The sequence below is a fragment of the Arthrobacter sp. ISL-48 genome (genome assembly GCF_018613805.1).
Taxonomy (GTDB): Bacteria; Actinomycetota; Actinomycetes; order Actinomycetales; family Micrococcaceae; genus Arthrobacter.
This window is the reverse complement of sequence record NZ_JAGGPL010000003.1, coordinates 363,399-382,190: the sequence shown is the minus strand read 5'-3', so window position 1 is coordinate 382,190 and position 18,792 is coordinate 363,399. Positions and strand designations below refer to the sequence as shown.

Here is an 18,792-nt window from a genome sequence, read left to right as displayed (position 1 = left end):
TTACTGTACTCTGTTCAATATCGTGATCGACGCGGCAGGCGTCGTCGCTGTCCCACCAGGCCAACGGGGGTTCTGGAGTGTTTTTGAGGGAGTGCATGTGACAACCCGTACCAATTCACCGCAAGCTGATGTGAACGGCGCCGTAGCCGATCCGGAACAGCTGCGAAGGGCAACTCTTGCCAGTTCTGTGGGATCCGCGCTGGAGTACTACGACTTCTACATCTACGGCCTGGCATCAGCCCTCATTTTCGGACCGCTCTTCTTCTCACCGCTAGGGGAAAGCGGCGCAGTCATCGCTTCCTTTGCGACCTACGGCGTGGGTTTTGCTGCCCGGCCCTTCGGCGGGGTGGTCTTCGGCTACATCGGAGACCGGTTTGGGCGGAAGATGGTGCTCATCCTCACTATCGGCATCATGGGAATGGCCAGCTTCGCAATCGGCCTCCTGCCTACATTCGAGCAGGCCGGCATGCTCGGTGCCGTGCTGCTGGTGGCGCTGCGCATCCTCCAGGGCCTGGGTGCGGGCGCCGAACAGGCAGGCGCCACGACACTAATCTCAGAAGTTGCCCCGCGCCGCCGTCGTGGCTTCTTTGCCTCCCTGCCTTTCGTCGGCATCCAGTTCGGCACCCTGCTGGGGGCCGGCACGTTCGCCCTGATGGCATTGGCTGACAAGGGCATCCTGCTTGGGTGGCTGTGGCGCGTGCCCTTCCTGGCGAGCGTCATCCTGATTGCGATCGCCGTGTTCATCCGGCTCCGCCTCAAGGAGACTCCGGTTTTCCAGGAGCTCGAAAAGCACAAGGCCGTGGTCAAGAATCCCGTGGGGCAGATCTGGAAGCACTCCAAGAAGAAACGTGCTCATCGGTATCGGACTGCGGATGGGCGAAAACGGAAATTCCTCGATCTACTCGGCGCTCCTGATCTCTTTCATCAGCATGCCAGCTGGCGTCTTTCCGGGGGACAAGTTCATCGGCCCCACAGGCCTGCTGATTGCCGCGGGATTCGCAGCCGTAATGGTGGTGACCTTCGGCGCCCTGTCTGACCGGTTCGGTCGAATTCCCGTGTACCGCTACGGCGCCCTCTTCCAAGCCATCATCGCGCTTCCGGCGTTCTAGCTGGTCACCATGGGCAATGTCACCCTGGTCTGGGTGGTCATGGTGATGGGCATCGCCCTGGGTGTGCAGTCCATGCTTGGCCCGCAATGCGCGCTGCTGCCAGAACTTTTCGGCTCCCAGCACCGCTTCACCGGCGTGGCACTGAGCCGCGAGCTCTCCGCCGTCCTGGCCGGGGGATTTGCGCCGCTGATCGGCGTGACGCTGCTGGCCGCCACCAACCATTCGTGGCTGGTCCCTGCCCTGTATTCGTTGGTACTGGCGCTGATCTCCTTCGGCACCACGTTCTTCACACCGGAGACCAGGGGCCGCGACCTGGGCCTCCTGGAGGACGCAAGCTAAAGCTGCCAGGACGCTGTCAGAAGGCGGTCTTCCCGTAACGGGGAGGCCGCCTTACTGCGGTGCCGTTTCCTGGTAGTGCTGGGTTTCGTGTTACTGCTGGGTTTCCTGTTACTGCTGCGCGGACTCCGGTGCCGACTGCCTTGAGAGAATGTGGGTCAGTAGTAGTGAACAGGGTCCACCACATGGAGGAGGTCGCCGCCGTCGAGGAAGGCCCGCAGGTTGCTGCAGAAGCGCTCCGCGATGAGGCGGTTCTCCGCCGCACTGAGCGCCGAGGTGTGCGGCGACACCATGACATGAGGATGGCTCCAGAGCGGGCTGTCCTGGGGGAGGGGCTCCACTGCAAAGACGTCCAGGCAGGCGTACGAGAGCTGCCCGTTGTCCAGGGCCTCCAGTAAGGCGTCCTCGTCCACCACCGTGCCACGTCCCACGTTGACGAAGACGGTACCGGGCTTCATTGCGGCAAACATCCGGCGGTTGAAGAGCTTTTCCGTATACACGGTGCCCGGAAGCGTGTTCACGACGGCGTCGGCGGAGGCCAGCAGCCCGGTGAGGCCATCATTGTCCGCGACCTGCTCGATGCCCTCGATCGGTTCCACGGTCCGCTTGGTGCCGCTGACCTTCATTCCCAGCGCACGCGCAATCCGGGCGGTCTCAAGACCGATTTCGCCGAGGCCGGCCACCACCAGGGTGGAACCGCTCACCAGCCGAGTTGGGGTCCGCAGTTCGGGCCACACCTTTGCGGCCTGGTCCTGTGCCAGTTCGGCGCTGCGCTTGAAGCCGTTGAGGATCCCGAGCGCGGCGAATTCGGCAAGGGGCAGGGCGTGGACACCGGCGGAGGTGGTGACTTTGAACTTCTGAAGCGTCTCCTGGTCCAGGCCGGACGCCTTGACGGCGCCGCCGGCTCCGGCGGCCATGGCGTGTACCCACTGGAGCCGCGGATTTTCGTGGGCAATCCGCGCAAGGCCCGCGGGGTTCTCGTTCGGAAAGCCATAGAGCACCTGGGCGCGGTTAAGCATGGCCCAGTAGCGCTGCTCCTGCTCTGCAGAGCGCCGGAAACCGGGATCGCCGGAGTGGTCCGCCGGAAACCGCTCTGGAGGCAGAAGTTCCGGATCGTAGAGAACGGTAATGGAAGGATCGACAGCGCGGATCCCGTCGACCAGCTCCGCTTCGAGCGGAACGGCGATCGCGATGATGGTCTCAGACGTCATGCTGTTCATCATACTGAATGAAGGTTAGGATACTGAACAGCTTCCCTTCAGTAAGACACAACGCGGGACCCAAGGAGGGCATGAGGACCGGCGGGGTGACTGGTCAGCGGCTCACAGGAATAAAAACCCGTGGCTGCTCCGCCCAGGCCGGTTCCATTTCGGCCATGGTGCGGCGCATGATCCGGTCCGATGCGTCCCGTGCCCCGGTGCCGTCGCCCGCCGCGATGGCCTCTGCCACATCCACGTGCCACTGCAGGGCGGTCTCGTGAGGATGGTCGGGCATCAGGCCGTGCACCGTACGGCCGGTCAGGGTCTCGGCAACCTGGCCCATCAGGTTTGCAAACATTTCGTTGCCGGAACCGGAGAGGAGAAGGGAATGGAAGTGGATGTCCAACTCCAGGAACCTGGGCACGTCACCCCTGTGGCCGGCGTCGCGCATTGCGTGCGAAATGTCCACCAGCTCGCGTCTCAGTTCTGCTGGGGCATTAACCGCCGCCAGCTCAGCGGCAACAGGCTCGACGGCGGACCTCAGTTCGGCGAGGGAGCGCAGCTGCGCGCCGCGGCCTTCCCCCGCGAGGCGCCAGCGGATCACCAAAGGGTCGAAGGGGTTCCAGCTCCTGGACGGCAGGACGCGGATCCCCACCCGCTTGATGGTCTCAACCAGGCCCAGGGACTGCAATACCCGCACCGCCTCCCGGACGACGGAGCGGGACACCTTCAGCTCGTCCTCGAGCTGTTCGGCCAGCATGACGTATCCGGCGGGAAGATTGCCGGTGACGATCCTGGTGCCAAGATTTTCGATGGCACGGTGGTGGAGGCTGGTTGACATAGGGGTAAGCATAATCGGAGGAAGAGCTGCCGACAGGCAACAAGGATCCGACCGTGGCAGCCCGTCAACGGCACGCCCGGACGCGCGGAGCAGGCTGGCGGAGACATTCTAGACTGAATGTGACGCGCAGCTTTCCACCACGTGGGCGCCACTTTCCCGTAGTCCGCGGAAATACATATGGTTTATTGAAAGCCACTGGTCCTTAAGAGCGTGTTCCGCAGGAAGTGCGGAACCCACTGCACACACAATGCACAGAAATGAATTGGAGTTTTGATGTCAGCACACATCGGTGTCACCGGCCTCGCGGTGATGGGCGCCAACCTGGCCCGCAACCTGGCCCGGAACGGCTTCACTGTCGCCCTGCACAACAGGTCGGTCGAGAAGACTGATGCACTGCTCGAAAAGCACGGCAAGGACGGCGACTTCGTCCGGACTGAAACCCTTCAGGAACTGGTTGATTCCCTCGAGAAGCCTCGACGGGTCCTGATCATGGTCAAGGCGGGCAAGCCGGTTGACTCGGTCATCGAGCAGCTTGAACCGCTGCTGGAAGCCGGCGACATCATCATCGACGCCGGCAACTCACACTACGAGGACACCCGCCGCCGGGAGGCCGCACTGGCTAAGAAGGACCTGCACTTCGTGGGCATCGGCGTCTCCGGTGGTGAGGAAGGTGCGCTCAACGGCCCGTCCATCATGCCGGGCGGCTCCAGGGAGTCTTACGATGCACTGGGCCCGCTGCTCGAGAAGATCGCTGCCAACGTTGACGGCCAGCCCTGCTGTGCCTGGATTGGCACGGACGGAGCCGGCCACTTCGTCAAGATGGTCCACAACGGCATTGAGTACGCAGACATGCAGGTTATCGGCGAAGCTTTTGACCTCCTCCGCTCCGGCGCGGGCATCGAGCCTGCCGAGCAGGCCAAGATCTTTGCTGAGTGGAACAAGGGCGATCTGGCCTCTTTCCTGATCGAGATCTCCGCCGAGGTCCTGGGGCACGTGGACGCCAAGACTGGTAAGCCGTTCGTTGACGTAGTCGTGGACGCCGCGGGCCAGAAGGGCACCGGCCGTTGGACCGTCATCTCCGCCCTTGAGCTCGGTTCGCCCACCTCAGGCATCGCCGAGTCCGTGTTTGCCCGCGCGCTGTCCTCCCAGGCGGAGCAGCGCAAACTTGCCCAGGAGTTGTTGGCCGGTGAGGAAATCAATGTCGAGGTTCCGGAGAGCTTCGTCGAGGACGTCCGCCAGGCGCTGTACGCGTCGAAACTGGTCTCCTACGCCCAGGGCCTGGACATGCTGACCTCAGCGGCTACGGAGTACGGCTGGGACCTGAAGCTGGATGAGATCGCTTCGCTGTGGCGCGGCGGCTGCATTATCCGCGCCGAGCTCCTGAAGGAGATCACCAAGGCCTACGCCGCCGAGGACAAGCCGGCCAACCTGCTGTTCGCTCCGGCATTCACCAAGGCCATCGCCGAGGTCCTGCCCGCCTGGCGCCGCGTGGTCTCCACCGCCGTCCAGTTGGGCATCCCCGTACCTGTCTTCTCCTCCTCGCTCGCCTACTACGACGGCCTGCGTCGCAAGCGCCTGCCAGCCGCTGTGATCCAGGGGCAGCGGGACCTCTTCGGTGCACACACCTATGGCCGCATCGACGCCGAGGGCACGTTCCACACGCTTTGGGGCGAAGACAAGTCCGAAATCGAAGCCGTGGACACGCACTAACTTCGGGCCAGGTTCAGCAACAAGCTGCACAAACTGCGGCCGGCACTTCCCGGATATTCTGGGAGCTGCCGGCCGTTGGTGTTCCCGGCTGCGGTGTCCGTCCATCCAGGGAGTCCAGCATGGCCAACCCAGTAGCCCTCATCACCGGAGCATCCGCCGGGATTGGTTTCGAAGCATCGAAGAAACTCAGCAGCCACGGGTTCACCGTCTTTGCAGGGGCGCGCAGGGTGGAGAGGATGGAACCGCTGAAGGCATTCGGCGTGCACGTCCTGGCACTCGACGTGACGGACGACGAATCCATGCGTACCGCCGTCGGCCGGGTCCTGGACGAGAGCGGCGCGATCGACATCCTCGTCAACAACGCCGGTTATGGCTCGTTCGGGGCGTTGGAGGAGGTGGACCTGGCAGAGGGCCGGCGGCAGTTCGACGTCAATGTCTTCGGACTCGCCAGGATGACCCAGCTGGTGTTGCCCTCCATGCGCCAGGCCGGCCGGGGCAGGATCATCAACATCTCATCCATCGGCGGCAAGTTCTATGAGCCACTGGGCTCGTGGTACCACGCAACGAAGTTCGCTGTTGAGGGGATGAGCGACGCTTTGCGGCTGGAGCTGAAGCCGCACGGCATCACTGTGTCCATCATCGAACCGGCCAGCACGCAGAGTGAATGGGGACGGATCTCCGCCCAGGGCCTGCTGGCCAGCAGCGGCCGGGGTCCCTACGCAGCCCAGGCCAAGGAGATGGCAGCCGTGCTGGCTTCCACGGACCGGCCGGAGACGTCCACGCTGCCGGAGGTCATTGCCGACGCTGTGCTGCACGCCGCCACCTCCGTGCGCCCCAGGACCAGGTATCCGGCGGGCAGGGGAGCGGCAGTCATTCTGGGCCTCAGGCGTCTCCTGCCAGACCGGCTTTTTGATGCGGCGGTGATGGCGGTGCTCAAACGGGTGGCCGGATGAGGGTCAGATCCGGTATTCGATGTCGTACTCGGCCGGGTCGACTGCTGGTTTGGTTTCACGCTGGGCGTCGCGGTGGCGCCACCTGGCAGGGACGCCGGTGACGATCGATTCCGGCGGAGCGTCCTTCACCACCACGGCATTGGCGCCCACGGCGCTGTCCCGCCCGATGGTGATGGGGCCCAGGATCTTGGCCCCTGCACCGATGGTCACCCGGTCCCCGATGGTTGGGTGCCGCTTGATCTTCGCCAGTGAACGGCCGCCGAGGGTCACTCCGTGGTAGATCATCACGTCCTCGCCGATCTCGGCGGTCTCCCCGATGACCACGCCCATGCCGTGGTCGATGAAGAAGCGCCGGCCGATCGTGGCACCGGGGTGAATCTCGATGCCCGTAAGGAACCGGCCAAGCTGGGACACAAGCCGTGCCGGGAAGCGCAGGCCGGGGTTCTGCCACATGCAGTGGGTCAGCCGGTGGACCCAGATGGCGTGCAGCCCTGAATAGGCGAAAAAGTTCTCAAAAGAACCTCGAGCCGCCGGGTCGTGGGACCGGGCGGCGTCGAGGTCTTCTTTTAGTCTTGCGAAAAAGCCCACAAAGATCTTTCTACAGGAAACGGGCGGATGGCGGACTAATCAGCCGCGGATGTCGTCATAGAGCACGGTGGAGATGTAACGCTCACCGAAGTCGCACACGACAGCCACAATCAGCTTGCCGGCGTTCTCGGGGCGCTTAGCCAGTTCCAGCGCGCCCCAGACGATGGCGCCCGAGGAGATGCCGCCCAGGATTCCTTCGCGGACGCCCAGGTCCCGCGCCACGGCCACGGAGTCCTCAAGGGTTGCGTCCAGGACCTCGTCGTAGATATTTGTGTCCAGCAGTTCGGGGATAAAGTTCGCGCCCAAACCCTGGATCTTGTGCGGTCCCGGCGCGCCGCCGTTCAGGATGGGGGAGTCCTTCGGCTCGACCGCCACGATCTGGACGTCCGGGTTGCGCTCCTTCAGGAACTGTCCGACGCCGGTGATGGTACCGCCGGTGCCGATGCCGGAGACAAAGATATCCACCTTGCCGTCCGTGTCTTCCCAGATTTCCTCGGCCGTGGTTTCGCGGTGGATCCTGGGGTTGGCCTCATTGGCGAACTGCTGGGCCCAGATCGAGTTCTCCGTGTTGGCCACGATCTCCTGGGCCTTTTCCACGGCCCCGCGCATGCCTTCGGAGCCTGGGGTTAGGACAATCTCGGCGCCGAAGGCGCGGAGCATGACACGGCGTTCGGTGGACATGGTCTCGGGCATGGTCAGGATGACCTTGTAGCCGCGGGCAGCGCCCACCATGGCCAGGGCGATGCCGGTGTTGCCGGATGTTCCTTCGACGATGGTTCCGCCGGGCTTGAGGGCGCCTGACTTTTCGGCGGCGTCAATGATGGCTACGCCGATGCGGTCCTTGACGCTGTTGGCCGGGTTATAGAACTCAAGCTTGACGGCAACCGTCGCGTCCAGCCCTTCGGTCAGCCGGTTCAAGCGGACCAGCGGGGTCCCGCCGACCAGTTGCGTTACATCGTCATAGATCCGTGCCATGTAGATATGCCTATCTCTGAAGAGTGAATACTGAGGTCAGCCTAACGACGGCTGCACAGCAGCCGCTAAGCATTAAGCCATGCAGAGTAATATTTCCTCGCCTTGGCCAGCTTCGGGTTAATGATCACCTGGCAGTAACCCTGTTCAGGGTGCTTGGCGTAGTAGTCCTGGTGGAAATCCTCCGCAACATGGAACCTCGGCAGCCTGCTGACTTCAGTGACGATCGGATGCGCCCACAGCGCCTGGTTCCGTTCGATCGCTTCCTCGAAGAGGATCTTCTCCTCGGTTGTCTGGTAGAACATGGACGAGCGGTACTGTGTGCCGACGTCATATCCCTGCCGGTTGAGCGTGGTGGGATCGTGGAGGGCAAAGAACATGTCCAGGATGACCTCGGCAGGAATAATGTCCTCGTCAAAGGTGACGGCCACCACCTCGGCGTGCCCTGTGGTGCCATTGCAGACAGAGTAGTAGTCCGGCTGCGGATCGTGCCCGCCCGTGTAGCCGGAAACCACCGAACTGACGCCCTTGGTTTTCTGGTAAACGGCGTCGAGGCACCAGAAGCAGCCTCCGCCAAGAACAAAAGTTTTCATGATCTCTTCAATGGTCGGCGGTCCTGGATGATTCCCCCACCACCTTACGAGACTGTTACACGTGCGGGCCAGACGAACCGATGGGGTAAAACTGAGACTATGGAACCCGTAAATACCGGCGTTACAGATGCGGACAGAGACGGCAGTGGCACCCCTGACACCGCGTCAGGGGAAACGGCTGCCCCCGACAAGCCGGACGCCCCCACCCTGGGCCAGTTGCTGCTGGCGGTCGAGGAACTCTGGCCCGAGTCCCTGGCGGAGAACTGGGACGAAGTGGGACTGGTGGCCGGACGCCCCGCATCACCTGTCACCAGGGTGATGTTCGCCGTGGACCCCACGCTGGAGGTCATTGAGGAAGCCGTGGAGTGGGGGGCCGAACTGCTTATCACCCACCATCCACTGCTCCTTAAAGGCGTCACCTCGGTTGCGGCAACCTCGGCAAAAGGAAAGGCGATCCACCGGCTCATCGAATCTGGCACCGCCCTGCTGACAGTCCACACCAATGGTGATTCCGCCGTCGGGGGTGTCTCCGATGTCCTGGCAGACGCCTTGGGGCTCGAGGACGTGGCCCCGCTGACAGCAGCCACCAACGGCCTGCCGGAAGAAGGGATCGGGCGAGTCGGGGAGCTGTCGGAGGTCACAAGCCTTGGCGAATTCGCCGCACGCGTGTTCGGCATCCTTCCGTCGGTAGCCGGGGGAGTCCGGGTCTCCGGGGACAAGGATGGCCTGGTGCGCCGCGTCGCAGTGTGCGGCGGGGCCGGAGACTCACTGTTCAACGAGGTGCGGGCCAGCAATGCTGACGTGTATGTCACGGCCGACCTCCGGCACCACCCGGCCTCCGAGGCCAGGGAAGAGGCGGTGAATGGCCGGCCCTACCTCATTGACGTCTCGCACTTCGCCAGCGAATGGCTGTGGCTACCCGCCGCTGCGTCCGCGCTGGGCAACGTGCTGGCCGACCAAGGCCATGATGTTGAGATCCAGGTGAGCACTACCAACAGTGATCCGTGGGACTTCATTCTGACTCCGGGCTAAGCCTGGCGTGCGCGGGGGCCCCGGCCGGAGCGTAGCGAGGCAGGGGAGCAGGCCAGGCGCTAGAGTCTATAGAGCGCCGGTACGGTGCCCGGCTCCGGCCGGATGGATCAAGCGGAGGTAGCAGTGGCTAAGGCAGCACCGGCGGAACAGTTGAAGTTGCTCGAACTGCAGGGGCTGGACGCTAAGCTCAAGTCCCTGTCCAACCGCCGCCGTGCCCTTGAATCCGATCCCCGGATCGAGGACCTGCAGTCGGCGCTTTCGGTGGCCAGCGGTGAACTGGGCGCAGCCAAGATGGCCGTCCACGACGCCGAAGCCGAACTTAAGCGCGCAGAGGCGGACGTGGAGCAGGTGGCCTCCCGCGTCGAGCGCGACGAAGCCCGGCTGAACAGTGGGACAGGGCTGTCCAAGGACCTCGTTGCCCTGCAGAAGGACATTGCCTCGTTGAACAAGCGGCGCTCGGACCTTGAGGACGTGGAGCTGGAAGTGATGGAGCGTCTCGATTCGCTCCGTGCCAGGCAGGCCGCCCAGCAGCTGATCGTGGACGACATCCAGGCCTCGTTCGGCACCATCCGTGCCCAGCTTGACGAAGCCCTGGCAGAAGTTGAAGCCGAAGCTGCCGTCGTCCGCGGAAAGCGCGCCGAGTTCGCGGCCGGGCTCGAGGCCGGAATGCTGGCGGTCTACGAGAAGACGCTGGCCAAGCGCGGCGTGGGCGCCGCCCGCCTGTTCCATGGAACCTCGGAGGCCTCCGGGATGAAGCTCAGCCCCGGGGACCTGGCAGAGATCAAGTCCGCTTCTGAGGATGACATTGTCTTCTGCCCGGATTCCGGCTGCATCCTGGTCCGCTCGGCGGAATGGAACTGACCCCCTAGCTGGGCAGGATGATGTTCAGGGCGTGCGGTTTCCTGGCTGAGCCGTCCACGAGCTCGGCATCCCACTTCTCCCGGGCGGCCTTCAGCAGCTGCGCAGGCGTCTGCGGGGCGTTTCCTCGCCGCACGAGCAAGTGCCGTGCCAGCTCGCCCCTGGTGTGCTTGGCAAAGTGGCTGACCACTTTCCGCACTCCGTTGACCTCGGTAAAGACGTTGACGGCCACCGTCCGGACGGGCGGCGGCGTCCAGGCGGCCGCGTATGTGCTGGACCGGCAGTCCACTATCAGCTCCCCGGCAGACATTTCGGTAAGGGCGTCCGTAAGCTGCGGCTTCCAGAACGAGGCGAGGCGGCCGACGTCGGGCAGTGACGTCGCCATCGACAGCCGGTAGGCGGGCACCCGGTCGTCGAAGCGGATGGCACCCCAGAGGGCTGAAATCACCAGCACGGAGTCATCCGCCTTCCGGCGCTGCGCTGGCGTCAGGCTCTTGTAGCCGAGCGCGTCATAGAGGACACCTGAGTAGATCCGGTGCGCGGGCGCTGCCGGTTCGGCGTGCAGCCGCGTGTTGCGTTCGACGTCGTCCTTCAGCGAGGCGCCGACGCCCAGCAGGGCGAGGGCGTCTTCGTGCGCACTGACCGTTCCGAGGGCCTCGAGGACTTTCGCGCGGTAGCTGTTGAGTGCCGGGAAGCTCAGGGAAGGCCAGTCGACGGCGGATCCGCCGGCTGCGGGGGTCTTGCCTTCGGATGGGGGGAGCAGAATCAGCACCGTACGATCCTACCGGCGGAGCAGCCAGCGGGTGGGGCCATCGTGGTGTCGGAAGCGTCCCCCAGGGCGGCCGCGGAGATGGCCTCGCCTTCGGCAGCGATGATCTTGGCACGCTTCTCGCGTTCGGCCTCGGCCTGCCGGGCCATGGCGCGCTTCATGCTGTCTGGAAGCTGGATGCCCTCCCTTACGAAGAGTCGGGCCTTGCCTCATTATCCCACCGTGGGCCTGTTGTAGCGCGGCGCGGCAGCTGACGGGGCTGACGGGACCTGGGAGCCCGTAGACTGGGTGACGGATGGGTTGACCAGGCGGCCGCGCGTCACGTAAGTGGCTCGAGGAACGTCCGGGCTCCGCAGAGCAGGGTGGTGGGTAACGCCCACTCGGGGTAACCCGCAGGCCAGTGCCACAGAGAACAGACCGCCTGCCTCGCGCCGTTTTGAAAGCGGCAGGAAGACCAGGTAAGGGTGAAACGGTGGTGTAAGAGACCACCAGCTTCCCGGGTGACCGGGAAGGCTAGGTAAACCCCACCCGGAGCAAGGCCAGACAGGGCACGTTTGAGGGCTGCTCGCCCGAGTGTCCGGGTAGGCCGCTGGAGGGCGCCGGCAACGGCGCTCGTAGATGGATGGCCGCTACTCCCGCGCTGGCAACGGCACGGGAGCACAGAACCCGGCGTATCGGTCAACCCATCCATCACCCACCGTGATTTCCCGCACTGCCAGGCTTTCGCCCGCGGCCGGCTTGTGTGACAGTCCGTGTGAGTGATTTCACGCGGCTCAAGCACTCCGGGGACTGCCCGCCAATTTAGAATGGAACCGGACGTAGAAGTTCTCCGCCGGAGCCGCGTTCGCAGCCGGCGGTTTTTCTTTGCACACGATCCAGGCACCCGGGGTGGACCGAATCCCGCCGGTGCCGGTGCCCCTGGACATCATCAGGTGGCAGACAACCGCACACGAAGACGTATGCGGCTGAACCGAGGAAGGTAGTTCTGTGAGCCAGACGTCAGATTCTTGTCTTGATACGTGGATGGGCCGGGAGGCCCTCGCCGAGGCGATGATTCCGGTGATCGGCCGGCTGTACCGCGAGAACAACGTGGTGACCAGCATCCACGGCCGCAGCCTGATCAACAAATCCACCATGAACATCCTCAAGGCGCACCGCTTCGCCCGGCGCATGAGCAAGGATGAACTGCTCCTGGAGGAGACCGCCCCTCTGCTCAATGCCCTAGCCGGGCTGGAACTGGGAGCGGCGGCCATCGACATTGCCCGCCTCAACCAGAAGTTCAAAGCCGAAGCCGACGGCGCCACGCTGGAGGAATTCCTCCGCGCCGAACTGGCCGATGTCGTGGGCAAGCGCGGTGGCGATGACCGCACCAGCACCGACGTCGTGCTGTACGGCTTTGGCCGCATCGGGCGCCTGCTGGCGCGCCTCCTGATCGAAAAGGCCGGCGGCGGCCACGGCCTTCGCCTGCGCGCCATCGTGGTGCGCCGCGGTTCGGACAAGGACCTGTCCAAGCGCGCCAGCCTCCTGCGCCGCGACTCGGTGCACGGTTCCTTCGAGGGAACCATCCGCGTGGATGAGGAAGCCAACACCATCACCGCCAACGGCGTCCAGGTCCAGGTCATCTACTCGGACAACCCGGCCACAATCGACTACACGTCCTACGGCATCCGCAACGCCCTGGTGGTGGACAACACCGGCCGCTGGCGCGATGCCGAGGGACTCTCCCAGCACTTGCTGAGCAACGGCGTGTCCCGCGTCCTCCTCACGGCTCCGGGCAAGGGCGACCTGAAGAACATCGTGCACGGCATCAACCACGGCACCATTCTCGATTCGGACAAGATCGTCACAGCTGCCTCCTGCACCACCAACGCCATCACGCCGGTCCTGAAGGCCATCAACGACAAGTTCGGCGTGGTCCACGGTCACGTGGAGACCGTCCACTCGTTCACAAACGACCAGAACCTGATCGACAACTTCCACAAGGGCGACAGGCGCGGCCGCTCGGCCGCTCTGAACATGGTGATTACGGAGACTGGGGCCGCCAAGGCTGTCGCCAAGGCCTTGCCCGAACTGCTGGGCAAGCTTACGGGCAGCTCCATCCGCGTCCCCACCCCGGACGTCTCCCTGGCGATCCTGAACCTCAGCCTCGAGCAGGCGACCACCAAGGACGAAATCAACAACTACCTGCGTGAGATGTCGCTGCACTCGGAGCTGCGCAAGCAGATCGACTACATCGATTCCCCCGAAGTGGTCTCTACTGACTTCGTCGGCTCGCGCCGGGCAGGCATCGTTGACGGCCTCGCCACCATCTCCAATGACAAGAACCTGGTTCTCTATGTCTGGTACGACAACGAGTTCGGCTACAGCTGCCAGGTGGTCCGTGTGATGGAGGAAATGGCCGGCGTCAACCCGCCGTCATTCCCCGCCAAGGAAACTGCAGCAGCCCTCGCGGCTATCGCCGTTTAGCCGGCCCTCCGGTTCTGGGCATTTTCCCGGCTGATTCACTGGAATCAGCCGGGAAACGGGACCACACTGGGGGCATGGACAACGAAACTACCCTCCAGCACGACACCACCCTCGAACACGCCCTGGACGTGGCCAAGGCCAACCATAAGGAGGCCATCCGGCTTCTGGACAAGGCCCGGGAGGCGCACAGAGCCGGGGACGTGCGCGAGGACCGCGTGCGTCAGCTCGAGGACCTCCTGCACCTGGCCGAGGAAGACCTCCGAAGAGTGACCCGGGAGCAGTAGGAAGGCCTCGCCTGGCAGGATACCTGTCCTCCACACTGTGGATATCGGTCTGGGAGTCGGTGGGGTGGCCTAGGCTCTTCTGGTGCACTACGTTTCCGGAAGGGCAGGATGCCCATGACCATCCGCTGGTCCGAGTACCGCCGCGCCCGCCGCCGCTCACGGCAGGCTTGGGCGCTGTTGCTGCTGTTGGCTGCTTCCGTTGCGGCCTCGGCCGTATGGTTCTTCGCGGCTGGCCAGTTCTCAGCCGCGGAACCCGATCTTGCCGGGCCAAGTCAGGCTCCGGTATTCGACAGTTCGTGGATGAAGCCCGTCACACCTGTCCACCCTGTGCCGGGCGGCTCAGCTGTGGCAGCCTTGGAGAGACTCGCCGTCAAGGGACGCGCGCCCAAGGATAACTACCAGCGCGAAGCGTTCGGGCAGGCCTGGCTGGACGTCGACCGGAACGGCTGCGATACCCGCAACGACATCCTGCGCCGTGACCTGACGGCAGTGGGCTTCACCGAGGGCTCCAAATGCAAGGTGTCCTCGGGTGTTTTCCATGAGCCCTACACAGGGAAAATGGTCGATTTCCGCCGCGGGCCGGAAAGCAGCAAGGACGTCCAGATCGATCACGTCGTGGCGCTGGGCGACGCCTGGCAGAAGGGCGCACAGCAGTTGACCCTGCTGCAGCGCCAGAGCCTGGCCAACGATCCGCTGAACCTCATCGCCGCAGACGGTCCGGCCAACCAGGAGAAGAGCGCAGGCGACGCAGCTACGTGGCTGCCGAAAAACAAGAACTTCCGCTGCCACTATGTGGCCCGGCAGATTTCCGTCAAGACGGCCTACGGCCTCTGGGTGACGCAGGCGGAGAAGGATGCCATGAAGCGGGTCCTGGACTCCTGCCCAGACCAGTCCACCATCACGGCCGGATGACCATCAACGCTGAATGGTCCGGGAAACCTAGTGGCCGAAGGGGTCCGGATCCACGCCCGGCATCCACGTCAGCCCCGGAACTCCCCAGCCGCTTTTCTTGGCCTGCTTCTTGGCTTTCCGTGCGTACCGGTCCAGCAGGCGGTCGACATACAGCTTGCCGTCCAGGTGGTCGTATTCATGCTGGATGACCCGGGCGAACCAGCCGGTCGCTTCGAATTCGACGGGCTTTCCCTCGCCGTCAAAGCCCTTCACCCGCGCCCATTCTGCGCGCTTGAGGGGATACGTGCCGCCGGGGAATGAGAGGCATCCCTCTTCTTCCTCGTCCGGATCGGGGAGTGCGCCGGAGATCTTGGAAAGGGTCAGGATCGGGTTGACAAGGACGCCGGAGGGAGGTGCTTCGTCGTCGTTGGCGAACTTGTAGACGAAAATCCTCTTGCCCACACCCACCTGTGGGGCTGCCAGTCCCACCCCGTTGGCGGCGTCGTTGGTCTCGAACATGTCGGCAATCAGGGTGCGAAGGTCGTCGTCGAACACCTCCACCTCGGCCGCCCGACGGTGCAGCACCGGTTCGCCCCAAATGGTAATTGGCAGAACAGTCATGTCAGGCGGGTCCTTCGGGTTGTGGCGTGACGCAGGCACTCGTGCAAAAAAATGGAGGCCGCACCGGATATCCGGTGCGGCCTCCATTCGGACGACTGCTACTGCCGCCCTGTGAGGGTGAGCTACGGGGGTTGAACCCGCGACCTCCTGGACCACAACCAGGCGCTCTGCCAACTGAGCTAAGCCCACCATGTACCGTTCAGATCTTCCGGTTTGGCCGGCTGTCTGAGAAGGCAACTCAAATAGCTTACCTGCTGTTCCGGGCTGGTTTTGCCACTTTTACCGTTTTTGCCGGAAATTCCCCCAAACGTGGTGCAGATTACTTATCCGCTGGCCCCGTGGTGGTGGTTGAGGCTTCCCGCGCAGTTTCGCCGGTGCCCGTGCCCGCAGCAATCCGCCTGGAGATCCGCTGGGCGGTTGCACTGTCCGGGCCCGGCGGGGGGACAAAAACCGCCTCGCGGTAGTAGCGCAGCTCGTCGATTGAGTCCTTGATGTCCCCGAGCGCGCGGTGGCCGCCTTTCTTCGCCGGGGACTGGAAGTACGCGCGGGCGAACCAGCGGCGCGAGAGTTCCTTGATGGTGCTCACATCGATGACTCGGTAGTGCAGGTGCTCGACGATTGCCGGCATGTCCCGGGAGAGGAATACCCGGTCAGTCCCCACCGAGTTGCCGCCCAGCGGCGCCTTGCGCGGGTCCGGGACCCACGCTTCGATGTACTCCATGACGGCGGCCTCCGCTTCGGCCATGGTCTTTCCGTGGGGCAGTTCCTTCAGCAGTCCTGACCGGGTATGCATGTCGCGGACGAAGTCGTTCATCTGGGCGAGTGCGGCGTCGTCGGGCTTGATGACCACGTCAACACCGTCACCCAGGATGTTCAACTCGGAGTCCGTCACGAGGGCCGCCACCTCGATCAGGGCGTCGTCCTTGATGTCCAGGCCGGTCATTTCGCAGTCGATCCAGACGATGCGTTCGTTAGTTATAGGCACCGGACCAGCCTACCGTTTCGGCCCGCAGCAGCCGTCCGATGCTAGGATTTCGGTTACGACGGCGGTGGCTTTTCCGCCGTCGTAACATGCCATGGCTGGCGTGCGCGGTCCGCGGGGCAGAAGCGCACATCGCAAGAGATTGGACGATCCTGAGATGACGGCGCCTGTGCCTGCGACGGGGGAGATGGCCGCCAACACGATGCCGGAGATTGTTGCGGCCGAAGTGGACAACCCCCTGTCTCCACTCTTTGCCGGGTTTGTCGGCTCGGTCTTCATGATGATCGGCTCCCTGGGCGTGGGCTGGCTTGCACCCGTCTCCGAACTCCGGAGGATGCCGCTCTTTATCTGGATGCGTACCGAGGCAATCGGGGTTGCCTTGTCCATCATTCTCCTGGCGATCGGCGGCATGCTGCTGGTTCGCGCGTGGCTACGCCTCGGCCAGCGGGTCAGGGTCTGGGGACTTCAGGCCCGCCGTGCAACACTGCAGGCGGTGGTGGCCTGGGGCCTGCCCATGATGTTCACCGTCCCGCTGTTCAGCCGGGACGTGTACGCGTATATCGGGCAGGGCAGGCTGATGGTGGAGGGCTTCAACCCCTACGAGAATGGCATTTCGGCCCTGTCCAACTACTTCCAGCTTGGTGCGGACAAGATGTGGACGGAGGCTCCGGTGCCTTACGGCCAGCTGTTCCTGTGGATCGAGCAGTTCGTTGTCTGGTCCACCAATGTGCAACCCGAAGCCAGCGTGATGCTGTTCAGGCTGGCAGCCATGATTGGCATTGTGCTCTGCATCGTCTATGTCCCCAAACTGGCCGAGCTGCACGGCGTCAACCCGCACCGTGCCCTCTGGCTGACGGCGGCCAACCCTCTGTTCCTCACGAACTTCATCGCCAGTGTCCATAACGATGCCCTCATGATCGGGCTGGCCCTCGCCGGCCTGTATTACTGCGCCACACGGCGCGTGGTGCTCGGCATTGTGCTGGTCACCCTGTCCATCTCGGTCAAACCCATCACGATCGTTTTCCTGCCGTTCATCGGACTCCTTTGGGCCGGGAAGGGTGCGAGCTGGCCCAGGAAGTTCGTCTTCTGGGGCCTCACAGCGGGCTTGAGCCTCGCGTTGCTCTATGCCATGAGCCGGGTCAACGGCTTCGGGTTCGGCTGGATCAACGGACTGTCGGCTCCGGGCAGCATCTGGATCTGGTACGCCCCGGTGGGGCTGATGGGGCTGGTGGTCGCGTCTATCGCCAACACGTTCAGCCTGGATGGCTGGGGACTCGCCAAATGGGTGTACGACGCCGGGAAGCTGCTTGCCGTGGGCATCGTCGCGTGGCAAATTTTCAGGGGTGACCATGACCGCCTGATGCGGCGGCTGACGCTCGCATTTGCGGCCGTGGTGATCCTCGCGCCCATGATCCAGTCCTGGTATGTGGTCTGGCTGATCCCGCTGTTTGCCGTCACCGGTATCCGGGACGACTGGCAGGTCAAGGCCCTCTACTTCATCGTCTCCTTCTTTATGGTCTACGCCATCTCGGACCAGTTGGAGGTCTTCCCGTACCTTCAGACGGAAGACCTGGGCCTGGCACTGGCGCTCGCACGCAACGCGGCCGCGATCATCGCGCTGATGTTTGCCTTGTACCTGATTTTCCTGGATCCGCGCACTAAGCAGCTGTTCAGCAAGCCGGATCAGCCGGTCACCTCACGCCCTGTTATCTAGCTGAGCCGGTTCCAGGTTCCGCAGCGCTTCCCGGCGGGACAGCGGACTAAGCCCCGCGCCTGCTACGAAGTCCCTGACCCAATCCGGATCGGTCTTGCCGTACTCCCGCAGCGCCCATCCGATCGCTTTGCGGATGAAGAACTCCGGATCCGCCAGGTTCGCCTCGATGACGTCACGGAGCAGTTCGGTGTCGGTTTGGGCTTTAGCCTTCAGCTGGGCGGTGATGGAGGCCCTCCTGATCCAGAGGTCTTTGTCCCTGCTCCAGTCATGGAGGACCGCCGTCATCATGGGCCTGTGGGCCTGCAGCAGCGCACAGAGCCGTACCGCGACGCCGTCAACGAAGTCCCACCAGGCTCCGCTCCGGATGATTTCCTCGTAGATGGGCAGCATCGCGGGCTCACGTGCAGCGAGGCGGAGGCCAGTGAGGTCGATTGCTGCGTAACGCTCTTCCCGGACCGTCGCCCCCCGCCACAGTTCCAGGACGCTGGAGCGCAGCTCTTCCAGTGATTCGAAGGGATAGTCTGCGGCTGCGCCCAGCGTCAGCTTCCGGACCTCGGGGACCACGACGCCCAGGGATGGGATGGACGATTTCATGTATGCCTGGGCTCCAGCGGCACGGGCTGGGTCGGCGCGTTGCTGCAGTGCCGTCCGGATCGCGGCCAGCAGTTCGCTGTTCACCTCCGTGTTCGACATCTTGCCACTTTAGCCAGACGGTCTCCGGGTAACGAAGAGCAGGCGGGTGCAATTGCGTCAATGCTTATACGGTGGGCAACACCCGACTGTCCGAAACTCTCAACCTCCCGTGGTCAGGCCAGCGGCGAGGACAAGGGTGCGCTATGGTGGTTAGCGCTAACAACTTGACGGTGACGCAGAG

The 18,792-nt window shown here is 63.8% G+C and carries 19 protein-coding genes, 1 tRNA gene, 1 other RNA gene and 1 pseudogene; 11 read left to right on the top strand and 11 right to left on the bottom strand.

Annotated features, from left to right (window positions below):
• Window positions 1-22 precede the first annotated feature (22 nt).
• Window positions 23-778: pseudogene (locus tag J7E83_RS21590) on the top strand (MFS transporter); the annotation flags it as partial.
• A gap of 340 nt (window positions 779-1,118) precedes the next feature.
• On the top strand, window positions 1,119-1,448 hold the full coding sequence (locus J7E83_RS21585; protein ID WP_396020494.1) for a hypothetical protein: 330 nt from the start codon (window positions 1,119-1,121) through the stop codon (window positions 1,446-1,448).
• A gap of 155 nt (window positions 1,449-1,603) precedes the next feature.
• Here the strand turns inward: J7E83_RS21585 and J7E83_RS05615 are convergent, their stop codons facing one another.
• Both J7E83_RS05615 and J7E83_RS05610 read right to left on the bottom strand, forming a co-directional pair.
• On the bottom strand, window positions 1,604-2,668 hold the full coding sequence (locus J7E83_RS05615) for a D-2-hydroxyacid dehydrogenase (RefSeq protein ID WP_214959842.1): 1,065 nt from the start codon (window positions 2,666-2,668) through the stop codon (window positions 1,604-1,606).
• A gap of 91 nt (window positions 2,669-2,759) precedes the next feature.
• Window positions 2,760-3,485, bottom strand: a complete 726-nt coding sequence (locus tag J7E83_RS05610) for a FadR/GntR family transcriptional regulator (RefSeq protein ID WP_214959839.1) — start codon at window positions 3,483-3,485, stop codon at window positions 2,760-2,762.
• A 273-nt stretch (window positions 3,486-3,758) separates the two neighbouring features.
• On the opposite strand from J7E83_RS05610, the gene gndA reads away from it, so the two are divergent.
• On the top strand, window positions 3,759-5,195 hold the full coding sequence (gene gndA / locus J7E83_RS05605; protein WP_214959837.1) for an NADP-dependent phosphogluconate dehydrogenase: 1,437 nt from the start codon (window positions 3,759-3,761) through the stop codon (window positions 5,193-5,195).
• Window positions 5,196-5,314: 119 nt separating this feature from the next.
• Complete coding sequence (locus tag J7E83_RS05600) at window positions 5,315-6,148, top strand: oxidoreductase (protein ID WP_214959835.1); 834 nt, start codon at window positions 5,315-5,317, stop codon at window positions 6,146-6,148.
• Between the two features lie 3 nt (window positions 6,149-6,151).
• Here J7E83_RS05600 and epsC read toward each other — a convergent pair whose 3' ends face one another.
• From epsC to msrA, 3 genes are all read right to left on the bottom strand, one after another.
• Window positions 6,152-6,736 carry a serine O-acetyltransferase EpsC gene (epsC, locus tag J7E83_RS05595; protein WP_214959833.1) on the bottom strand — a complete coding sequence of 195 codons (585 nt, stop codon included), beginning with the start codon at window positions 6,734-6,736 and terminating at the stop codon, window positions 6,152-6,154.
• Window positions 6,737-6,775: 39 nt separating this feature from the next.
• Window positions 6,776-7,711, bottom strand: coding sequence for a cysteine synthase A (cysK, locus tag J7E83_RS05590; protein ID WP_214959831.1), 936 nt, complete (start codon window positions 7,709-7,711; stop codon window positions 6,776-6,778).
• Between the two features lie 65 nt (window positions 7,712-7,776).
• Window positions 7,777-8,301, bottom strand: coding sequence for a peptide-methionine (S)-S-oxide reductase MsrA (msrA, locus tag J7E83_RS05585; RefSeq protein ID WP_214959830.1), 525 nt, complete (start codon window positions 8,299-8,301; stop codon window positions 7,777-7,779).
• 99 nt (window positions 8,302-8,400) lie between these two features.
• Between msrA and J7E83_RS05580 the strand changes: the two genes are divergently transcribed.
• Window positions 8,401-9,333 carry a Nif3-like dinuclear metal center hexameric protein gene (locus J7E83_RS05580; protein WP_214959828.1) on the top strand — a complete coding sequence of 311 codons (933 nt, stop codon included), beginning with the start codon at window positions 8,401-8,403 and terminating at the stop codon, window positions 9,331-9,333.
• A 123-nt stretch (window positions 9,334-9,456) separates the two neighbouring features.
• Entirely contained in the window at window positions 9,457-10,194 is a 738-nt protein-coding gene (locus J7E83_RS05575) for a zinc ribbon domain-containing protein (protein ID WP_214959826.1), read from the top strand.
• A gap of 4 nt (window positions 10,195-10,198) precedes the next feature.
• On the opposite strand, the gene J7E83_RS05570 is transcribed toward J7E83_RS05575, so the two are convergent.
• Window positions 10,199-10,963, bottom strand: coding sequence for a YaaA family protein (locus J7E83_RS05570; protein ID WP_214959824.1), 765 nt, complete (start codon window positions 10,961-10,963; stop codon window positions 10,199-10,201).
• Window positions 10,957-11,121, bottom strand: a complete 165-nt coding sequence (locus J7E83_RS05565) for a hypothetical protein (RefSeq protein ID WP_251043460.1) — start codon at window positions 11,119-11,121, stop codon at window positions 10,957-10,959. The genes J7E83_RS05570 and J7E83_RS05565 overlap by 7 nt, the downstream gene beginning before the upstream one ends.
• A gap of 135 nt (window positions 11,122-11,256) precedes the next feature.
• Between J7E83_RS05565 and rnpB the strand changes: the two genes are divergently transcribed.
• From rnpB to J7E83_RS05545, 4 genes are all read left to right on the top strand, one after another.
• Window positions 11,257-11,650, top strand: an RNA gene (gene rnpB, locus J7E83_RS05560) — RNase P RNA component class A.
• A gap of 297 nt (window positions 11,651-11,947) precedes the next feature.
• On the top strand, window positions 11,948-13,426 hold the full coding sequence (locus J7E83_RS05555) for a glyceraldehyde-3-phosphate dehydrogenase (RefSeq protein ID WP_214959822.1): 1,479 nt from the start codon (window positions 11,948-11,950) through the stop codon (window positions 13,424-13,426).
• Window positions 13,427-13,500: 74 nt separating this feature from the next.
• Window positions 13,501-13,710, top strand: coding sequence for a hypothetical protein (locus J7E83_RS05550; protein WP_214959820.1), 210 nt, complete (start codon window positions 13,501-13,503; stop codon window positions 13,708-13,710).
• Window positions 13,711-13,824: 114 nt separating this feature from the next.
• Complete coding sequence (locus J7E83_RS05545; protein WP_214959818.1) at window positions 13,825-14,622, top strand: HNH endonuclease family protein; 798 nt, start codon at window positions 13,825-13,827, stop codon at window positions 14,620-14,622.
• Window positions 14,623-14,649: 27 nt separating this feature from the next.
• On the opposite strand, the gene def is transcribed toward J7E83_RS05545, so the two are convergent.
• The 3 genes from def to orn all read right to left on the bottom strand — a co-directional run bounded on the left by def (window position 14,650) and on the right by orn (window position 16,165).
• Complete coding sequence (def, locus tag J7E83_RS05540; protein WP_214959816.1) at window positions 14,650-15,222, bottom strand: peptide deformylase; 573 nt, start codon at window positions 15,220-15,222, stop codon at window positions 14,650-14,652.
• A gap of 116 nt (window positions 15,223-15,338) precedes the next feature.
• Window positions 15,339-15,411 (bottom strand) — tRNA-His (locus J7E83_RS05535).
• Between the two features lie 130 nt (window positions 15,412-15,541).
• Window positions 15,542-16,165: an oligoribonuclease gene (gene orn, locus J7E83_RS05530; protein WP_251043562.1), complete on the bottom strand. Its 624-nt coding sequence runs from the start codon at window positions 16,163-16,165 to the stop codon at window positions 15,542-15,544.
• A gap of 196 nt (window positions 16,166-16,361) precedes the next feature.
• Here orn and mptB point away from each other — a divergent pair, with 196 nt between their 5' ends.
• Window positions 16,362-17,918 (top strand): polyprenol phosphomannose-dependent alpha 1,6 mannosyltransferase MptB, encoded by a 1,557-nt coding sequence (gene mptB, locus J7E83_RS05525; protein ID WP_214959814.1) that lies wholly within the window; start codon window positions 16,362-16,364, stop codon window positions 17,916-17,918.
• On the opposite strand, the gene J7E83_RS05520 is transcribed toward mptB, so the two are convergent.
• Window positions 17,901-18,611: a DNA alkylation repair protein gene (locus J7E83_RS05520; protein ID WP_214959812.1), complete on the bottom strand. Its 711-nt coding sequence runs from the start codon at window positions 18,609-18,611 to the stop codon at window positions 17,901-17,903. The two genes, mptB and J7E83_RS05520, sit on opposite strands and share 18 nt — an antisense overlap.
• Between the last annotated feature and the right edge of the window lie 181 nt (window positions 18,612-18,792).